Source organism: Paenibacillus sp. FSL P4-0081 (assembly GCF_000758565.1).
Classification (GTDB): domain Bacteria; phylum Bacillota; class Bacilli; order Paenibacillales; family Paenibacillaceae; genus Paenibacillus_AQ; species Paenibacillus_AQ phytohabitans.
In genome coordinates this window covers 1059749-1076694 of sequence record NZ_CP009280.1, presented here as the reverse complement: position 1 = coordinate 1076694, position 16946 = coordinate 1059749, and the positions used below count along the sequence as shown (strand labels likewise).

The window sequence follows — 16946 nt, the reverse complement described above, 5'->3', positions numbered from 1 at the left end:
GTTGTTATCCTCTTATCTTATGGCCTTCAGCCGGGTTAATCAAATTTTTATGAATAGAAGCTTTGGCAGCTTTTTTTCATCAAAACTTCGCTGTGCTTTTTAAAGACAAATATGCTAGAATAGGTGTGCAATCGCTTCCAGAGCCTGACACATTCTTTTGAGCAAACGTTTGCATCTTAGATAAAGCCTGCAGCTTGGCCAATAATAATCTAAATCATATTTAGGAGGCTTATCAAGTGAACGAGAACCAACTGCCGTCAGTAGCTTATTTCAGCATGGAGTACGGGCTCCATTCAGACTTCAAAATGTACGCCGGAGGCCTGGGTATTCTGGCCGGAGATTACATCAAAGGTGCCAAGGATATAGGCGCTCCTGTCATCCCCATCGGACTCAAATGGAAACAAGGGTACACGGACCAGAAAATTGATGCAAACGGCAATCCGTACGACTCCTACCATAATTATGTGTATGAGTTCCTTGAAGATACCGGCGTCAAGGTTACGGTAAAAGTCAGAAAAACCGATGTCGTCTGCAAAGTGTGGAAAACAGAGCATTTCGGCAACAGCCCGCTTTATCTGCTGGACACCGATATTCCCGAGAACAGTGATGCCTGGATTACAGGCCAGCTGTACGGCTGGTTCGGGGAAGAACGCATTGCCCAGGAGATTGTCCTGGGGATCGGCGGCGTCAAGGCCATGCGTGCCCTGGGCATTCCGATTGATGTCTACCACTTCAACGAGGGGCATGCCGCGCTTGCAGCAATTGAGCTGATCCGTGAGAAGATGTCCGGCGGCAGTACTTTTGAGGAAGCCTGGAAAGCTACACGGGAAGAGGTTGTGTTCACTACACATACACCGATCAAGGAAGGTAATGAGACCCATCCGCTCGACCGTCTGGAGTACATGGGTGCTTTTAACGGCTTAACCCGCGCTCAGATGGAGCGGATCGGCGGAGAGCCATTCAACATGACTGTGGCAGGCCTGCGCCTGTCCCGTATCTCGAACGCCGTTGCCCAGCTCCATGCCGATACCGCCAATAAAATGTGGAAAGAGGTCGCCGGCCGGTCCGAGATCATCGGCATTACTAATGCAATTCATACGCCTACCTGGGTGGATGAACGGATGACGCGTGCTTTTGAAGAAGGCGGCGACCTCTGGGCTGTGCATAAGAAGATCAAGCAGGAGCTGATCGGCTTCATCGAGGAACGCTCCGGGATTGCCCTGAATGCCGACAACCTGCTCATCGGCTTCTCCCGCCGCGCCGCTCCCTACAAACGCAGCGACCTGATCTTCTCCCAGCCTGAGGTGATTGAGCCATACCTGGAGAGCGGCCGAATTCAGATTGTTTTCTCCGGCAAAGCGCATCCGCTGGATGATAACGGCAAGAGAATCGTCAGCAACCTCGTAGCCATGATGAAAAAATACCCGAAAAGCGTAGTTTTCCTGGAAAACTACGATATGACCATTGGTGCCCAGCTCACCCGCGGCTCCGATATCTGGCTGAACAATCCGCGCAGACCGCTGGAAGCCAGCGGAACCTCCGGTATGAAGGCCGCCATGAACGGCGTCCTCAACTGCTCCATCCTTGACGGCTGGTGGCCGGAAGCCTGTATAGACGGCGAGAACGGCTGGCAGATCGGGGACGGCTTTGAGACTACGGACTTCGCGGTGCTTGATCAGCACGACAGCGATGCCCTGTATGATACACTCCTGAACCGTGTTCTGCCGACCTTCTATGAGAACAAGGACAAGTGGGTGCAGATGATGCACCGCAGCATTGAGACCACCCGCACCGAGTTCGCCACCAAACGCATGCTGGATGAATACTATAACCGGATGTACATCAAAGGCTGATTCGCGTCCGCAGTTCTGCAGCTTCCTCCTATATGCCCTTTCTTCGTTCCCTCCTGCCCGCTTCAGCGGGCGGGAATTTTTAGGTTCCACGAGTTTTCAGTCAATATTCTTTATCTTTAATAACGTTAATCATCTTCATTTAATCTGCTTTCCAGCAGAATTCCGGGTAAATATCCTACTCTTGGTGAAACCAGTTTCTCAAACTAATTTTTTTTGGCTGCTTGTCCAATTCCGACAATATTTTCAGTTCACTTGGGTTACAGTGATAGTGTGCTACAAACGTTTGCACAATAAGGTAAGCGATGAGCGGCTAGAAGTTCCCGGGGAGTTTATTTAGGCCAAACACGCACAAGTGAAGCAGGTAAAACCACTACAAAGGGAGATGGGCAAATGCAATTGCAACGAATGGGCAGCTTCAAAAAAGTAGGTATCGGCTTGGGGACTCTGCTTATGGCTTCCGCGATCAGTTTAACCGGAGCCAGTGCTGCCGGCAATCTTGTTCCAGTGATGACCTCCAACACAAGTCCGGCGGGTACCGCCTCCGCCAGCAGCGAATGGGCATTCCATGAAGCCTACAAAGCTTTTGACCATGATTACAGCACCTATTACTCCACTTCCAGCGGCAGCTCAGGATATCTGCAATACAGCTTTGGTACTTCCAAAAAGGTCCGCAGCTATAGGCTCACCACCTCATCCCAGCCTCAGGCGAATGTGCCAAAAACCTGGACCCTTCAGGGCTCCAGTAACGGCAGCAGCTGGGTTGTTCTGAGCAGCCAGTCCGGCCTTTATTATCCGGGTTCCTCTTACTACTTCAACCTCTCTTCTACAGGTGACTATACCAGCTACAGGCTGGTCATTACCGCCAACAACGGCGCTTATTCCACTTCTGTAGGCGAGCTGGAACTGTACGAATAATTAACGCTCACATGCGCTTATCAGAGACAGGCCGCATTCCTGACTGATAGCAGCAATAGAGACCCTCTTACGCCTAACGTAGAGGGTTTTTGACGTTGTCACCCTACTGCTTCAGCTCATACCTCCCATTCCCATTCCCTCTCACTCGCCCTTGCCCTTGCCTTCTAATAATGCGAGATATATTCTAGTCCAGAGGCGTCAGCCCTATCATGATTTTACCTTCTTCCGCATATTGTTAATTATAATGATTATAAAAAAGGATTGATTTTATTTAATTTTTTGTTATTATAAAACTTATACTTAATCTAAAATCAAATCCTAATACGAGGTGACTGTATTCATGAGTGAGAGCAATAACAAACTAACGACAAGCTGGGGTGCCCCGGTAGGTGACAACCAGAATTCTATGACAGCCGGTTCCCGCGGACCCACTTTGCTGCAGGATGTTCATCTGCTGGAGAAATTAGCCCATTTTAACCGGGAACGTGTTCCTGAGCGTGTTGTCCATGCCAAAGGTGCCGGTGCTCATGGTTATTTTGAAGTCACCAAAGATCTCTCCCAATATACAAAAGCTGCCTTCTTATCTGAAGTCGGTAAGCGCACACCGATGTTCATCCGCTTCTCTACCGTAGCCGGGGAGCTGGGTTCTGCTGATACCGTGCGCGATCCGCGCGGCTTTGCCGTGAAATTCTATACCGAAGAAGGCAACTACGACCTCGTCGGCAACAATACACCTGTCTTTTTCATCCGTGATGCGATCAAATTCCCGGACTTTATCCATACCCAGAAACGCCACCCGCAGACACATCTGAAGAACCCGAACGCTGTATGGGATTTCTGGTCGCTCTCCCCTGAATCCCTGCACCAGGTTACGATTCTGATGTCTGACCGCGGCATACCGGCCACCCTCCGTCATATGCACGGCTTCGGCAGCCATACGTTCAAGTGGGTGAATGCAGAAGGCGCCGCAGTATGGGTGAAATACCATTTCAAAACAGAGCAGGGCGTCAAGAATCTCGATGTTAATCTGGCTGCGCAGATTGCCGGTGACAACCCGGATTACCATACTGAGGACTTATTCAATGCGATCGACAAAGGGGATTTCCCCGCCTGGAGACTGCATGTGCAGATCATGCCTGTAGAGGATGCTGACACCTACCGTTTCGACCCGTTTGATGTCACCAAGGTATGGTCCCAGAAGGATTACCCGCTGATTGAGGTGGGCCGCATGGTGCTGGACCGCAATCCGGAGAACTACTTCGCCGAAGTGGAGCAGGCTACCTTCTCCCCGGGATCATTTGTGCCAGGGATAGAAGCCTCTCCTGATAAAATGCTCCAGGGCCGCCTCTTCGCCTACGGAGACGCCCACCGTTACCGGGTAGGAGCGAATCACAACCACCTGCCGGTTAACCGGCCCATCGCCGAGGTGAACAATAATCAGCGGGATGGCGCGCTGAATCATACCAATAACGGCGGAGGCTCCGTGTATTACGAGCCTAACAGCTTCGGCGGGGCAACCGAGTCGCCGCAGGATAGACCGGCCGCTTTTGCAGTCTCCGGTCAAGCAGACAGTCTCCCTTATGATCACAACGATCATTACACCCAGCCGGGTGATCTCTATCGTCTGCTGAATGAAGAGGAGCGTGCCCGGCTCGTACGCAATATTGTAGGCGCGATGACTCCAGTCGAGTCGGATGAGATCAAGCTTCGCCAGATTGGCCATTTCTACAAAGCCGATCCGGAATTTGGACGGCGTATCGCGGACGGACTGGGACTGGTGGTACCGGAGTAACTCCACTTGCACCCTTCAGCGCCAAGAAACCCCTGACTTCATCAGTCAGGGGTTTCTTGGGATTATCGTATTTACATTTTCTATGTATATTGCCTAATGATACACATTCATCCACTGCTCCAGCTGCTGCTTCAGTCCCTGTCTCGCGGATACCGGCTCAAGAATCTCGGCGTTAGGGCCATATTGCAGAATCCACTTAATAAATTCCTTGTCGTTATTGACGGTGACTTCAAACAGCAGACTTCCGTCTTCCTCATCGGTCATTCGCGGGTGCACGAACAATTCCTCTTCTTTGATGTAACGCGCTACCTCCGGATGAAACCGCACTTTGAAGGTGGTATTCTTGTTGCCCCGGTCGATCGACCAGGTATTTTTCAGATACTGTTTAATATTGAAATCCCCTTTGTCGAAGGGGGTATCCGTCACCTCTACCTGCTGAAAACGGCTGATGCGAAATGTCCGGATCGCCCTCTTCAGGTGGCAATAGCCAATCAGATAGAATCTCTGGTCACGCGGAATCAAATAATAAGGATCAATCTCCCGCTGCGTTGTCTCATTACGCAATTGCGAGTGATATACCGTACGAATCCGCCTTTGCTCCATAATCGCCCCGATCAGCGGCTGCAGGAAATTCCGGCTCTCCTTGCGGTAAGCAGGCTTGCCCATTTGGATAATATCTGAAATATTCTCAAGCATTCCATTCTGTTTGGATTTCTCCTTCAGATGTGTGCCCATGACTTTGTCAAAGGCAGACAGAAAACCTGGGGGGATTTTGCCGGGTGCCAGCACGGAGGGCAGCAGAGAGAAGGCCATTGCCTCCTGCTCGGAGAAATCCAGCGGGTATAAGAAGAATTTCCCCATAAACTTATAACCCGTTCCTCTCCCCTCATTCATCACCGGTGCAAAATGACTGATTACATCCAAGTCCCTGTAAATCGTTCTAATATTCACCTCGCACCGGAATGCCAGATCCGCAGCCGTAATCCCGGGATTCGACTGGATGGCGTTAATGATCTTGAAGATCCGTATTACTTTGTCTGTCATAATAAATGCTCCTCAACTTCCAAGTAAATAGTGCCTGTTCTTCCATAGTTCTAATATAACAGGTCTATATAAACATGGCTGTCTGCATAATATAGCATTACCAGCGCATAGAGCGGCCACCAGCATATACTATGTATTTTTAGTAAGCAATACTTCCGCCCCATGCTAAAAAAACAAAAAAACCCTTGAATATCAAGGGTTGCTGTAACTATTATTTAAGCGGGTGATGGGAATCGAACCCACGCTATCAGCTTGGAAGGCTGAAGTTCTACCATTGAACTACACCCGCAAAGGTGAAATATCGGGATGACACGATTTGAACATGCGACCCCCTGGTCCCAAACCAGGTGCTCTACCAAGCTGAGCTACATCCCGTTAATATAAAAGCTATACTGCAAAGTAATAATGGCGCGCCCTGAGAGATACGGATGCTTCGCATCCGATTGCGAAGTTGTGCTATTGAAGCTGATGCTCCAACGAACTCGTTCGAATCCTGAGGACACTTTGATGATTCAATGAAGTTATAAATGGCGCGCCCTGAGAGATTCGAACTCCCGGCCTTTTGATTCGTAGTCAAACGCTCTATCCAGCTGAGCTAAGGGCGCAAAATCTATATGGAGCGGACGACGGGAATCGAACCCGCGACCCTCGCCTTGGCAAGGCGATGCTCTACCGCTGAGCCACGTCCGCAAAAACATGGTGCGCGTGAAGGGACTTGAACCCCCACGTCGTGAAACGCCAGATCCTAAGTCTGGTGCGTCTGCCATTCCGCCACACGCGCACACTTTATAAGAAAATGGTGAGCCATGAAGGACTCGAACCTTCGACACCCTGATTAAAAGTCAGGTGCTCTACCAACTGAGCTAATGGCTCTCATAAGAGAAGCAATCATAAATGAAATGGCTGGGGATATAGGAATCGAACCTATGAATGACGGAGTCAAAGTCCGTTGCCTTACCGCTTGGCTAATCCCCAATATTAATAATTAGCAAACACTACGGAATCGGGTGGATACTCTATACTTCGAGATATAGGATGCTCAATCCCTGATACCTTCATACAATAAAAATGGCGGAACCGACGGGATTCGAACCCGCGATCTCCTGCGTGACAGGCAGGCATGTTAGGCCAACTACACCACGGTTCCAAATTGGTTGCGGGGGCAGGATTTGAACCTGCGGCCTTCGGGTTATGAGCCCGACGAGCTACCGGGCTGCTCCACCCCGCGTCAATGTTAAAGATCTATTCTGTTAAAGATAGATGGTGGAGGCTGAGGGGTTCGAACCCCCGACCCTCTGCTTGTAAGGCAGATGCTCTCCCAGCTGAGCTAAGCCTCCATATATGACTCGTATGGGATACTCTCCACTCCGTTACGAGATTGCGAAGTATTCCTCACGAAGCCTATGCTTCAACGAACCCAGGGAATTCTCATCCCATAAATCCAAGAAGAAATTGGTGACTCGTATGGGATTCGAACCCATGTTACCTCCGTGAAAGGGAGGTGTCTTAACCCCTTGACCAACGAGCCATGCTGATTAAATATTTGTAAGGTAAAGCTACGGAGAGAGAGGGATACTCTTCACTTCGTTACGAGATTGCGAAGCTGTGCTAACGAAGCCAATGCTCCAACGAACCACTGAGGGTTCTCATCCCTTTACAGAGAAGGTAATGCTACGGAGAGAGAGGGATTCGAACCCTCGAGACGCTTGTGGCGCCTACACGATTTCCAATCGTGCTCCTTCGGCCAAACTCGGACACCTCTCCAGATGGCTCCCCGAACAGGACTCGAACCTGTGACAACTCGATTAACAGTCGAGTGCTCTACCAACTGAGCTATCAGGGAATATGGTGGGCCTTAGTGGACTCGAACCACTGACCTCACCCTTATCAGAGGTGCGCTCTAACCAGCTGAGCTAAAGGCCCGTTCTCATACCACTATGCAACTAATAAGGGCAAAAAAAATACCACAGTGTGTGTGGATTGTCCGCTTGGCGGCGTCCTACTCTCCCAGGACCCTTCGGTCCAAGTACCATCGGCGCTGGAGGGCTTAACGGTCGTGTTCGGGATGGGTACGCGTGGAACCCCTCCGCTATCGCCACCAAACGGGCATTTACAGCGTAAATGCTTCAGGAATTGATTCCTGAAAACTGAATCCGAAACGAATCTGCGCTCTAAGAAATTTGGATAAGCCCTCGACCGATTAGTATTGGTCAGCTCCATGCATTGCTGCACTTCCACCTCCAACCTATCTACCTCGTCGTCTTCAAGGGGTCTTACTAGTTGGGAAATCTCATCTTGAGGGGGGCTTCACGCTTAGATGCTTTCAGCGCTTATCCCGTCCGTACGTAGCTACTCAGCCATGCTCCTGGCGGAACAACTGATGCACCAGCGGTACGTCCATCCCGGTCCTCTCGTACTAAGGACAGCTCCTCTCAAATTTCCTGCGCCCACGACAGATAGGGACCGAACTGTCTCACGACGTTCTGAACCCAGCTCGCGTACCGCTTTAATGGGCGAACAGCCCAACCCTTGGGACCTACTTCAGCCCCAGGATGCGATGAGCCGACATCGAGGTGCCAAACCTCCCCGTCGATGTGGACTCTTGGGGGAGATAAGCCTGTTATCCCCAGGGTAGCTTTTATCCGTTGAGCGATGGCCCTTCCATGCGGTACCACCGGATCACTAAGTCCGACTTTCGTCCCTGCTCGACTTGTAGGTCTCGCAGTCAAGCTCCCTTATGCCTTTGCACTCTGCGAATGATTTCCAACCATTCTGAGGGAACCTTTGAACGCCTCCGTTACTCTTTAGGAGGCGACCGCCCCAGTCAAACTGCCCGCCTGACACGGTCCCCGTACCCGATTAGGGCACTAGGTTAGAACCTAGATACGATCAGGGTGGTATCCCAACGGCGCCTCCGCAGAAGCTTGCGCTCCTGCCTCACCGGCTCCCACCTATTCTGTACAGATCGTACCCAAATTCAATATCAAGCTGCAGTAAAGCTCCATGGGGTCTTTCCGTCTTGTCGCGGGTAACCTGCATCTTCACAGGTATTAAAATTTCACCGGATCTCTCGTTGAGACAGCGCCCAAGTCGTTACGCCATTCGTGCGGGTCAGAATTTACCTGACAAGGAATTTCGCTACCTTAGGACCGTTATAGTTACGGCCGCCGTTTACTGGGGCTTCGGTTCACAGCTTCGGATTGCTCCTAACCACTCCCCTTAACCTTCCAGCACCGGGCAGGCGTCAGCCCGTATACTTCGCCTTGCGGCTTCGCACAGACCTGTGTTTTTGCTAAACAGTCGCTTGGGCCTTTTCACTGCGGCCCCCTCGGGCTATTCACCCTACCGAGGCACCTCTTCTCCCGAAGTTACGAGGTCATTTTGCCGAGTTCCTTAACGAGAGTTCTTCCGCGCGCCTTAGAATTCTCTTCTCGCCTACCTGTGTCGGTTTGCGGTACGGGCACCTTCTCCTGGCTAGAGGCTTTTCTTGGCAGTGTGAGATCATGACCTTCGCTACTACAATTTTCGCTCCCCATCACAGCCCAGCCTTAGTGATGTGCGGATTTGCCTACACATCAGCCTCACTGCTTAGACGGACACATCCATCAGTCCGCGTCACTACCCTCCTGCGTCACCCCATCGCTCATAGCGGATTACGGTGGTACAGTAATTTCAAACTGTTGTCCTTCGACTACGCCTTTCGGCCTCGCCTTAGGTCCCGACTTACCCTGAGCGGACGAGCCTTCCTCAGGAAACCTTGGGCTTTCGGCGGATCAGATTCTCACTGATCTTTTCGTTACTCATACCGGCATTCTCACTTGTATGCTGTCCAGCGCTCCTTACGGTACACCTTCAACCTGCATACAACGCTCCCCTACCCCAGATGCAAAGCATCTAGCCATAGCTTCGGTGGTGTGTTTAGCCCCGTTACATTTTCGGCGCAGAGTCACTCGACCAGTGAGCTATTACGCACTCTTTCAATGGTGGCTGCTTCTAAGCCAACATCCTGGTTGTCTGTGCAACTCCACATCCTTTCCCACTTAACACACACTTGGGGACCTTAGCTGATGGTCTGGGCTGTTTCCCTTTTGACAATGGATCTTAGCACTCACTGTCTGACTCCCGGCAAGAAGTTAATGGCATTCGGAGTTTGACTGAGCTTGGTAACCCTTGCGGGCCCCGCACCCAATCAGTGCTCTACCTCCACCACTCCATTCACCGAGGCTAGCCCTAAAGCTATTTCGGGGAGAACCAGCTATCTCCGAGTTCGATTGGAATTTCTCCGCTACCCCCACCTCATCCCCGCATTTTTCAACATGCGTGGGTTCGGGCCTCCAGTGCGTGTTACCGCACCTTCACCCTGGACAGGGGTAGATCACACGGTTTCGGGTCTACGTCCACATACTCAATCGCCCTATTCAGACTCGCTTTCGCTGCGGCTCCGGCTTCTCACCTTAACCTTGCATGTTAAACGTAACTCGCCGGTTCATTCTACAAAAGGCACGCCATCACCCATTAATAGGGCTCTGACTTTTTGTAAGCACACGGTTTCAGGTTCTATTTCACTCCCCTTCCGGGGTGCTTTTCACCTTTCCCTCACGGTACTGTTTCACTATCGGTCGCCAGGTAGTATTTAGCCTTAGCAGATGGTCCTGCTGGATTCATACGGGGTTTCACGTGCCCCGCACTACTCGGGATCCGTCTCGGAGAGAACACAGTTTAGGCTACAGGGCTTTTACCTCTATCGCGGGCCTTTCCAGACCTCTTCGCCTACCATATTCCTTTGTAACTCCATGTGAGACGTCCCACAACCCCAAGAGGCAAGCCCCTTGGTTTAGGCTGTTCCGCGTTCGCTCGCCGCTACTGACGGAATCACTATTGTTTTCTCTTCCTCAGGGTACTTAGATGTTTCAGTTCCCCTGGTCTGCCTCTGCGTATCCTATGTATTCAGATACGAGTAACTGCGAATTACCACAGCTGGGTTTCCCCATTCGGACACCCCCGGATCAAAGCTTGCTTACAGCTCCCCGAGGCAGTTTCGTTGTTCGCCACGTCCTTCGTCGGCTCCTGGCGCCTAGGCATCCTCCGTGTGCTCTTATTAGCTTAACCAATGCGTTTTCCGTTAGGAAAATCGCTGTAGCAACTAATAACTATTTCAACTTGCTTACACAAGTTTCAGCTAAAAGATGTTCTAAAACGCAAATTCGTTTCGGTATCCAGTTTTCAAGGATCAAGGTGCTGAAGTTTCGGGACAATCACGACTGTGATGTTCGAAAATTCAGACAGTTTAAAGATGAGAGCTTAAACTCTCAAAACTGACCAACGAGTGAGTGTTTGAACCCTAAGGTTCGTTTTGGAAGTAATACTTCCGATTTGAATGTCACCGTTGCAGGTGACGATTCTCCATAGAAAGGAGGTGATCCAGCCGCACCTTCCGATACGGCTACCTTGTTACGACTTCACCCCAATCATCTACCCCACCTTCGGCGGCTGGCTCCCTTGCGGGTTACCCCACCGACTTCGGGTGTTGTAAACTCTCGTGGTGTGACGGGCGGTGTGTACAAGACCCGGGAACGTATTCACCGCGGCATGCTGATCCGCGATTACTAGCAATTCCGACTTCATGCAGGCGAGTTGCAGCCTGCAATCCGAACTGAGACCGGCTTTGCTGGGATTGGCTCCACCTCGCGGTTTCGCTTCCCGTTGTACCGGCCATTGTAGTACGTGTGTAGCCCAGGTCATAAGGGGCATGATGATTTGACGTCATCCCCACCTTCCTCCGGTTTGTCACCGGCAGTCACTCTAGAGTGCCCAGCTTCACCTGCTGGCAACTAAAGTCAAGGGTTGCGCTCGTTGCGGGACTTAACCCAACATCTCACGACACGAGCTGACGACAACCATGCACCACCTGTCTCCGATGCTCCGAAGAGGGGCACTATCTCTAATGCTTTCATCGGGATGTCAAGACCTGGTAAGGTTCTTCGCGTTGCTTCGAATTAAACCACATACTCCACTGCTTGTGCGGGTCCCCGTCAATTCCTTTGAGTTTCAGTCTTGCGACCGTACTCCCCAGGCGGAGTGCTTACTGTGTTAACTTCGGCACCAAGGGTATCGAAACCCCTAACACCTAGCACTCATCGTTTACGGCGTGGACTACCAGGGTATCTAATCCTGTTTGCTCCCCACGCTTTCGCGCCTCAGCGTCAGTTACAGCCCAGAAAGTCGCCTTCGCCACTGGTGTTCCTCCACATATCTACGCATTTCACCGCTACACGTGGAATTCCACTTTCCTCTTCTGTACTCAAGTCACCCAGTTTCCAGTGCGACCCCAGGTTGAGCCCAAGGTTTAAACACCAGACTTAAATGACCGCCTGCGCGCGCTTTACGCCCAATAATTCCGGACAACGCTTGCCCCCTACGTATTACCGCGGCTGCTGGCACGTAGTTAGCCGGGGCTTTCTTCTCAGGTACCGTCACTCCGGTAGCAGTTACTCTACCGGACGTTCTTCCCTGGCAACAGAGCTTTACGATCCGAAAACCTTCATCACTCACGCGGCATTGCTCCGTCAGGCTTTCGCCCATTGCGGAAGATTCCCTACTGCTGCCTCCCGTAGGAGTCTGGGCCGTGTCTCAGTCCCAGTGTGGCCGTTCACCCTCTCAGGTCGGCTACGCATCGTCGCCTTGGTGAGCCGTTACCCCACCAACTAGCTAATGCGCCGCAGGCCCATCCCCAAGTGGCAGATTGCTCCGCCTTTCATTCTCTCTTCAGGAGAGGAAAGAAATTATCCGGTATTAGCTACCGTTTCCGGTAGTTATCCCAGTCTTGAGGGCAGGTTGCCTACGTGTTACTCACCCGTCCGCCGCTAAGCATGAATGGAAGCAAGCTTCCATTCAAACTCCGCTCGACTTGCATGTATTAGGCATGCCGCCAGCGTTCGTCCTGAGCCAGGATCAAACTCTCCAAATTGTATTTAGAAAGAGCGATTGCTCATTTTGAAACATCTGACGAGAATTTTCATTCTCACGATGAGATTTCCAAAGCGTACAAGACGCTGTGAAACTCATCATTTTTGGAAGTCACTTTCGTGAATTCCCACTCACTCGTTGTTCAGTTTTCAAAGATCAAGCTCGTTGTCAGCGCCGCTTACCGCGTCACCAGCAACTCTTATAATATATCACATCCAACCGATCAATGCAAGCTCTTTTTTTCAACCTCTTTTCGAGCTCGGCGTTGATGTTTCGCGGCCAGAAATAGAATATATCATGTATAGGAATTCTTTGCAAGCTTTATTTTGAAACTATCTTGTGCATTCCCTTGAACGCCAGATTCTTCACGGATTGTGCCCATAATGCGTGGAGTGCGGCGAACCGCACTCACAGTACTCCTTCCGACACAATGTATCAGTTAATCCAACAGGATAGATAATATCCACAGAGTGAAGGCTTATTACTCTCTAGCAGAATTACGGCCTTAATTATCGTCCAGCAGCTCTAGCACATCACGCCTCATGCTAAGCTGCCCTGTCTTAAGCGGAGTTCCCACACGGGCCAGCATCTGAATCGTCTGACCGGGAGCGGCATATTCGCGGTGAATCCCGCTGTACAATCTGCTCATCTCCGGATATTCCTCAAGCACCTGGCTTAATGGTTGCATAGCCAGCCCTTGAAGGTGGGCGGTCAAGGTTAACCGGCTGTAGAGCATGCCGCTCCGGATTTGGCTGACCCGGCTGTTGTCATTGCTGATAATTAGCACGTACGCGGGAGTACTCTCGACCGAAGCAGTTGTGGAGTTGATAAACTGCTTCGAAGCAGCTTTTCCTTCATTTAGGGATGGAAACAGAGTTACTGCACCCTGAAGGATATGTCGCATAATACCGCTAGTTCCTTGTCCTTCTACAGAGAATCCATCGCGGAATTGATTCTTCTCCCGTTCATTGGTGCGGAAGATCCGTGCGGATTCCTGCATCACAGAATCTACACCAGCCTCTATTACTGCCGCTTTCTCGGCGTAGTCTCCCAATATCTTCATATTGCCGGCATCCTGAACGATGTTCATTTTCAGACCGCTGATATAATTAATACTCTGCAGTCCCTTCAATTGAACCGGGCTGAGCTTATCGGAAGTATAAGGTCCCCTATTGGTATCCGGCTGGAATAAATAATTGTAGAGCGGCGGCTGGCTCACCAGACTTATGCTATTGAGCGTAAGACGTGCAACCGGTTTGCTGGCCATACTCTCTTCCAGCCTGCTCTCATCATAGCGTCCCTCAGGAAACAGTTTGATGTCTACCTGATATCCAAGCTGTTGTCCTGCAATCCGTACATATTCCAGAAAGGTTCCCTGCGAAATCATTAACTGTCTTGCTTCAGGATCCACCGCCGGAGACAGGCGTCTGTTGTCAGCATATAGTGTAAACACTTTATCGTTCTTCTGATCCAGCTTGATTAACCAAGGCTGCATATTATGCCCGCTTGCGGCCAGCAGACCATGTGCGGCCAGTCTCACTCTGGGATCTGTCATAGCTGCGGAGTACCCTTGACTCCACGGCTGCAAGTAATCCTGCTGCCTGAAGACTCCGCTAAGGAACATTAATAAGGCAAACACGGCAAGGACCAGCCCGGCAGTAAACGAAATAATTAGCTTCAATATTTTAAAACTCCTCTTTCCTTTCAATGGACCCCCTCCTCTAGACTTTTATAGACTCAACCATCAGATGGAAGGCTGCCATTACGAGTTCATCCGGTGTTGTCGAATGCATCTGCCTGAGATAATTCTCCTTCTTCCGGACCGTATTCAAAACACCGATCACACAAGACCACAGCACCAGCGCGGTTTCGACTGGATTCAGGCTTTTACGGATTACGCCCTCTTCTATCCCTTTGCGGGTTAGCCCGATTAAGTACTCTGTCATCGTCTCACCCAAGGCATAACATTCCTCTCTGGAGGCGTCCGTGATTCCCCTATCGAAGTCAATCTCTGCGGTCTCGTATTCCATAATGGCCTTGAAGTATTCCGGGTGCACTTTGCTGAAACGGTAAAAAACATTGCCCATTTGCACAAGGCTGTCTATGGCATTCGCGGTCTTCGTCTCGAGCATTTCCTGCTGCAGCATCCCTTGCATCAATCTATAGCCCCTGATCATGATCTCAAAGTAAAGCTGTTCCTTGCTGTTGAAATATACATATAGCGTTCTCTTGCTGAATTCCGCTGTTTTGGCAATGTCATCCATGGTCGTATTCTGATACCCTTTGGCAAAGAAGACTGTCTCCGCAGCTTCTATAATGTCGTTCCTGCGGAGCTCCTTCTCTTTCATTTTGCGTTCGCTGCTTCCCACAGTCTCGCCTCCTTTCAATCTGCACGGCAGTGCAGTCAAGTAAACTATTAGTTTACTTTGCGCTTCTTAGGGTCCTGATGTCTATGAGGTTGGTTACATTCGAAAGAAACAAGCCATGCATGAGAAGGGTCCGAAGTGGATAAAGTAAACATACCAAACTTAAGCGTTTGCTTTTAAAGCCATGCTTAATAACACTGAAGCTCATGATTCCGAAGTGGGTATTGATCGAAGTACATTCACAGAGGTTAAGCTGAGCAAACTATTAGGAGGACCGCCGCAATGGACACTCATGAATTCGTGGAGAAATTCCAGGAGAATCAGCGGAAAGCGCTGAAGAACAGAAACCGGGGCAAAGGAACACCTGGTGCCCGCCTGGCGAACAAACAGCACAGCACCAATAAATAGGCTACAACGTTCAGCCAGGAGCTGTATACCAAAAAAGGATGTCTGCAAGGACCAGTTCAGCTGGCTCTGCGGACATCCCTTTTTACTATAAGAACATTCTATAAATATGCTTCTGAAGATTTCTCTGTGTGTTCTATCTCTATAGAAGCAGTAGTGATTATTTGCTCAATTTCGCTACACTTACAGCTACTTTCTCGATTTGTGCTTTGCTGAGTGATTTATCCGGCGAACTGATAGTCACAAAACGGTCTGCCAGCGCAAAGGTCAGCATAGCCGTATCTGAAGGGGTGTACCACTTCGCTTCCGTTCCGTTGGATAGCTTCACGGTAGTTCCGTTATAATCGTAAGAATAATCACGCGGGGATACATTCACCCGCATTTTATTGAACAGGAAGCTTACGCCGTCATCTCCGCCCACAACCTTCTGGAATGCATCCCCGCTGATCATTTGGGCCGGAGCATAAGCTGTTTCAAAGCCCTGGTAGGCGGCGAACGCCTTGGTAATCTCTTCTTTTTGTGCTGCACTGTATTGTACTGCCGCTAAAGCAATAGCTGAACCGTTATCCGGTGTTGTAGTTACCTTTCCGCCGCCCAGAATGACCTGGTTAGTAGAAGCATTGAATGTTACCGGCACCTTCAGTGCATCCGCCAGTGCCCGGACCGGAAGGTACGTTGTATCATTATAAGTAATTGGTGACAGTGTTTTGCCATTGCCGTCTACCGGCGTGTAAGCCGCTCCGTTTACTTTGAAGCCGATGCTGTGGTTCAGGTACGCACTGATCTTCTGCATATTCGTTCCTGCGTATACACCTGCTGAACCCGTAATAGCCATTCCGAATACCATGGTTGCTATGATCATTTTTTTGCTCTTCATTAATATCGTCTCCCTTGTGTGTGTTGTTGTAGTGTTCCTTGCTATAGATTCATTAAACCATTAACTTGTTTCTAACTTGTATCCGGATTGTAAAGAAGTAATTCCGAATCTGCACCAGGTGTTAACGGCTGTTCGGGACCGTAATCTGATACACCTCGGTGTAGAGGATATCCCTAAACCGCTGGAATTCCTTCAGGGTAGCTGGCCGGGGATAGGTCATAATGCGCAGCGGCAGATCAGCTTGACCCGCGCGCAGCGGCGGCTGCACATAAGGGTACGGATTCAGATAAAAGCCCAGCCGTTCATAGAATCCGATCCTCCGCTGTTCCATTTCCCCCTCAGGCAGTTCCACCTCCAGCACCACCGGCTTGTCCGAACGACTGATATAGCGGTTCATCAGCTTCTTGCCGATTCCCCCGCCCCGTATATCCGGGTTAACGGCAATATGCTCAACAAACCGCAATTCAGGGAATTCCCAGGCGGCCATAAAAGCGAGCGTCCGGTCCTCTGCATCCTTTTCGGTATACAGGTGATAATTCGGATTCGCCAGCAAAGCCCGCTGCCCGCTATAGGTTCTGATCTCACTTACCGGAAAAGAAGCTTCCATAATTGCGAATATCTCATCAAAGGTTGTTCCGCTGATTGGCGACTGATTACTCATTTTCTGCTGCCCGCTTTCTGCTGTTTCTGTTGTGTGAAGCGTCTTGCTCTTTATTTTACCCGTAATT

Annotated in this window: 9 protein-coding genes, 14 tRNA genes and 3 rRNA genes; 4 read left to right on the top strand and 22 right to left on the bottom strand. The window is 50.4% G+C overall.

The features are described 5' to 3' along the window. Window positions 1-236 precede the first annotated feature (236 nt). From glgP to katA, 3 genes are all read left to right on the top strand, one after another. Window positions 237-1853: an alpha-glucan family phosphorylase gene (gene glgP / locus P40081_RS04705; protein WP_042133686.1), complete on the top strand. Its 1617-nt coding sequence runs from the start codon at window positions 237-239 to the stop codon at window positions 1851-1853. A gap of 390 nt (window positions 1854-2243) precedes the next feature. Next, the gene (locus P40081_RS04700) at window positions 2244-2768 is read left to right on the top strand and encodes a discoidin domain-containing protein (protein WP_039310145.1); all 525 of its coding nucleotides are present in this window, start codon (window positions 2244-2246) and stop codon (window positions 2766-2768) included. Between the two features lie 340 nt (window positions 2769-3108). Next, window positions 3109-4560: a catalase KatA gene (katA, locus tag P40081_RS04695; RefSeq protein ID WP_042133684.1), complete on the top strand. Its 1452-nt coding sequence runs from the start codon at window positions 3109-3111 to the stop codon at window positions 4558-4560. A gap of 93 nt (window positions 4561-4653) precedes the next feature. On the opposite strand, the gene P40081_RS04690 is transcribed toward katA, so the two are convergent. From P40081_RS04690 to P40081_RS04590, 20 genes are all read right to left on the bottom strand, one after another. Beyond that, entirely contained in the window at window positions 4654-5604 is a 951-nt protein-coding gene (locus P40081_RS04690; RefSeq protein WP_042133682.1) for a helix-turn-helix transcriptional regulator, read from the bottom strand. 218 nt (window positions 5605-5822) lie between these two features. Next, window positions 5823-5893: transfer RNA gene (locus P40081_RS04685), tRNA-Gly, on the bottom strand. A 12-nt stretch (window positions 5894-5905) separates the two neighbouring features. Continuing rightward, window positions 5906-5979, bottom strand: a tRNA-Pro gene (locus P40081_RS04680). 153 nt (window positions 5980-6132) lie between these two features. After that, window positions 6133-6209, bottom strand: a tRNA-Arg gene (locus P40081_RS04675). A gap of 10 nt (window positions 6210-6219) precedes the next feature. Continuing rightward, window positions 6220-6294 (bottom strand) — tRNA-Gly (locus tag P40081_RS04670). A gap of 7 nt (window positions 6295-6301) precedes the next feature. Continuing rightward, window positions 6302-6385 (bottom strand) — tRNA-Leu (locus tag P40081_RS04665). 16 nt (window positions 6386-6401) lie between these two features. Beyond that, window positions 6402-6477 (bottom strand) — tRNA-Lys (locus tag P40081_RS04660). 27 nt (window positions 6478-6504) lie between these two features. Then, a tRNA-Gln gene (locus P40081_RS04655) sits at window positions 6505-6579 on the bottom strand. A 94-nt stretch (window positions 6580-6673) separates the two neighbouring features. Further along, window positions 6674-6751, bottom strand: a tRNA-Asp gene (locus P40081_RS04650). A gap of 4 nt (window positions 6752-6755) precedes the next feature. Beyond that, window positions 6756-6832 (bottom strand) — tRNA-Met (locus P40081_RS04645). Between the two features lie 33 nt (window positions 6833-6865). Continuing rightward, window positions 6866-6941, bottom strand: a tRNA-Val gene (locus P40081_RS04640). A gap of 116 nt (window positions 6942-7057) precedes the next feature. Further along, window positions 7058-7132: transfer RNA gene (locus P40081_RS04635), tRNA-Glu, on the bottom strand. Between the two features lie 146 nt (window positions 7133-7278). Next, window positions 7279-7368 (bottom strand) — tRNA-Ser (locus tag P40081_RS04630). Window positions 7369-7371: 3 nt separating this feature from the next. Then, a tRNA-Asn gene (locus P40081_RS04625) sits at window positions 7372-7447 on the bottom strand. 3 nt (window positions 7448-7450) lie between these two features. After that, a tRNA-Ile gene (locus P40081_RS04620) sits at window positions 7451-7527 on the bottom strand. Window positions 7528-7590: 63 nt separating this feature from the next. Further along, window positions 7591-7707: ribosomal RNA gene (gene rrf, locus P40081_RS04615) — 5S ribosomal RNA — on the bottom strand. 77 nt (window positions 7708-7784) lie between these two features. Beyond that, window positions 7785-10713 (bottom strand): 23S ribosomal RNA (locus P40081_RS04610). 300 nt (window positions 10714-11013) lie between these two features. Next, window positions 11014-12571: ribosomal RNA gene (locus P40081_RS04600) — 16S ribosomal RNA — on the bottom strand. The 16S, 23S and 5S rRNA genes sit together here with 14 tRNA genes alongside, the layout of an rRNA operon. Before the next feature lie 504 nt (window positions 12572-13075). Further along, entirely contained in the window at window positions 13076-14251 is a 1176-nt protein-coding gene (locus P40081_RS04595) for an Acg family FMN-binding oxidoreductase (RefSeq protein WP_231575284.1), read from the bottom strand. A 40-nt stretch (window positions 14252-14291) separates the two neighbouring features. After that, complete coding sequence (locus tag P40081_RS04590) at window positions 14292-14939, bottom strand: TetR/AcrR family transcriptional regulator (protein WP_052421666.1); 648 nt, start codon at window positions 14937-14939, stop codon at window positions 14292-14294. Window positions 14940-15218: 279 nt separating this feature from the next. Here P40081_RS04590 and P40081_RS37240 point away from each other — a divergent pair, with 279 nt between their 5' ends. Next, window positions 15219-15344 carry a DUF4023 family protein gene (locus tag P40081_RS37240; protein WP_076248006.1) on the top strand — a complete coding sequence of 42 codons (126 nt, stop codon included), beginning with the start codon at window positions 15219-15221 and terminating at the stop codon, window positions 15342-15344. A 157-nt stretch (window positions 15345-15501) separates the two neighbouring features. On the opposite strand, the gene P40081_RS04585 is transcribed toward P40081_RS37240, so the two are convergent. Beyond that, entirely contained in the window at window positions 15502-16218 is a 717-nt protein-coding gene (locus tag P40081_RS04585) for a stalk domain-containing protein (RefSeq protein ID WP_042133678.1), read from the bottom strand. Window positions 16219-16339: 121 nt separating this feature from the next. Further along, on the bottom strand, window positions 16340-16879 hold the full coding sequence (locus P40081_RS04580) for a GNAT family N-acetyltransferase (RefSeq protein ID WP_197074382.1): 540 nt from the start codon (window positions 16877-16879) through the stop codon (window positions 16340-16342). Window positions 16880-16946: the final 67 nt, after the last annotated feature.

Excerpts from the sequence above, each read along its gene's own strand:
- P40081_RS04700 (WP_039310145.1), top strand. The coding sequence starts at position 2,244 with ATGCAATTGCAACGAATGGGCAGCTTCAAAAAAGTAGGTATCGGCTTG.
- katA (WP_042133684.1), top strand. The coding sequence starts at position 3,109 with ATGAGTGAGAGCAATAACAAACTAACGACAAGCTGGGGTGCCCCGGTA.
- P40081_RS04690 (WP_042133682.1), bottom strand. The coding sequence starts at position 5,604 with ATGACAGACAAAGTAATACGGATCTTCAAGATCATTAACGCCATCCAG.
- P40081_RS37240 (WP_076248006.1), top strand. The coding sequence starts at position 15,219 with ATGGACACTCATGAATTCGTGGAGAAATTCCAGGAGAATCAGCGGAAA.
- P40081_RS04585 (WP_042133678.1), bottom strand. The coding sequence starts at position 16,218 with ATGAAGAGCAAAAAAATGATCATAGCAACCATGGTATTCGGAATGGCT.
- P40081_RS04580 (WP_197074382.1), bottom strand. The coding sequence starts at position 16,879 with ATGAGTAATCAGTCGCCAATCAGCGGAACAACCTTTGATGAGATATTC.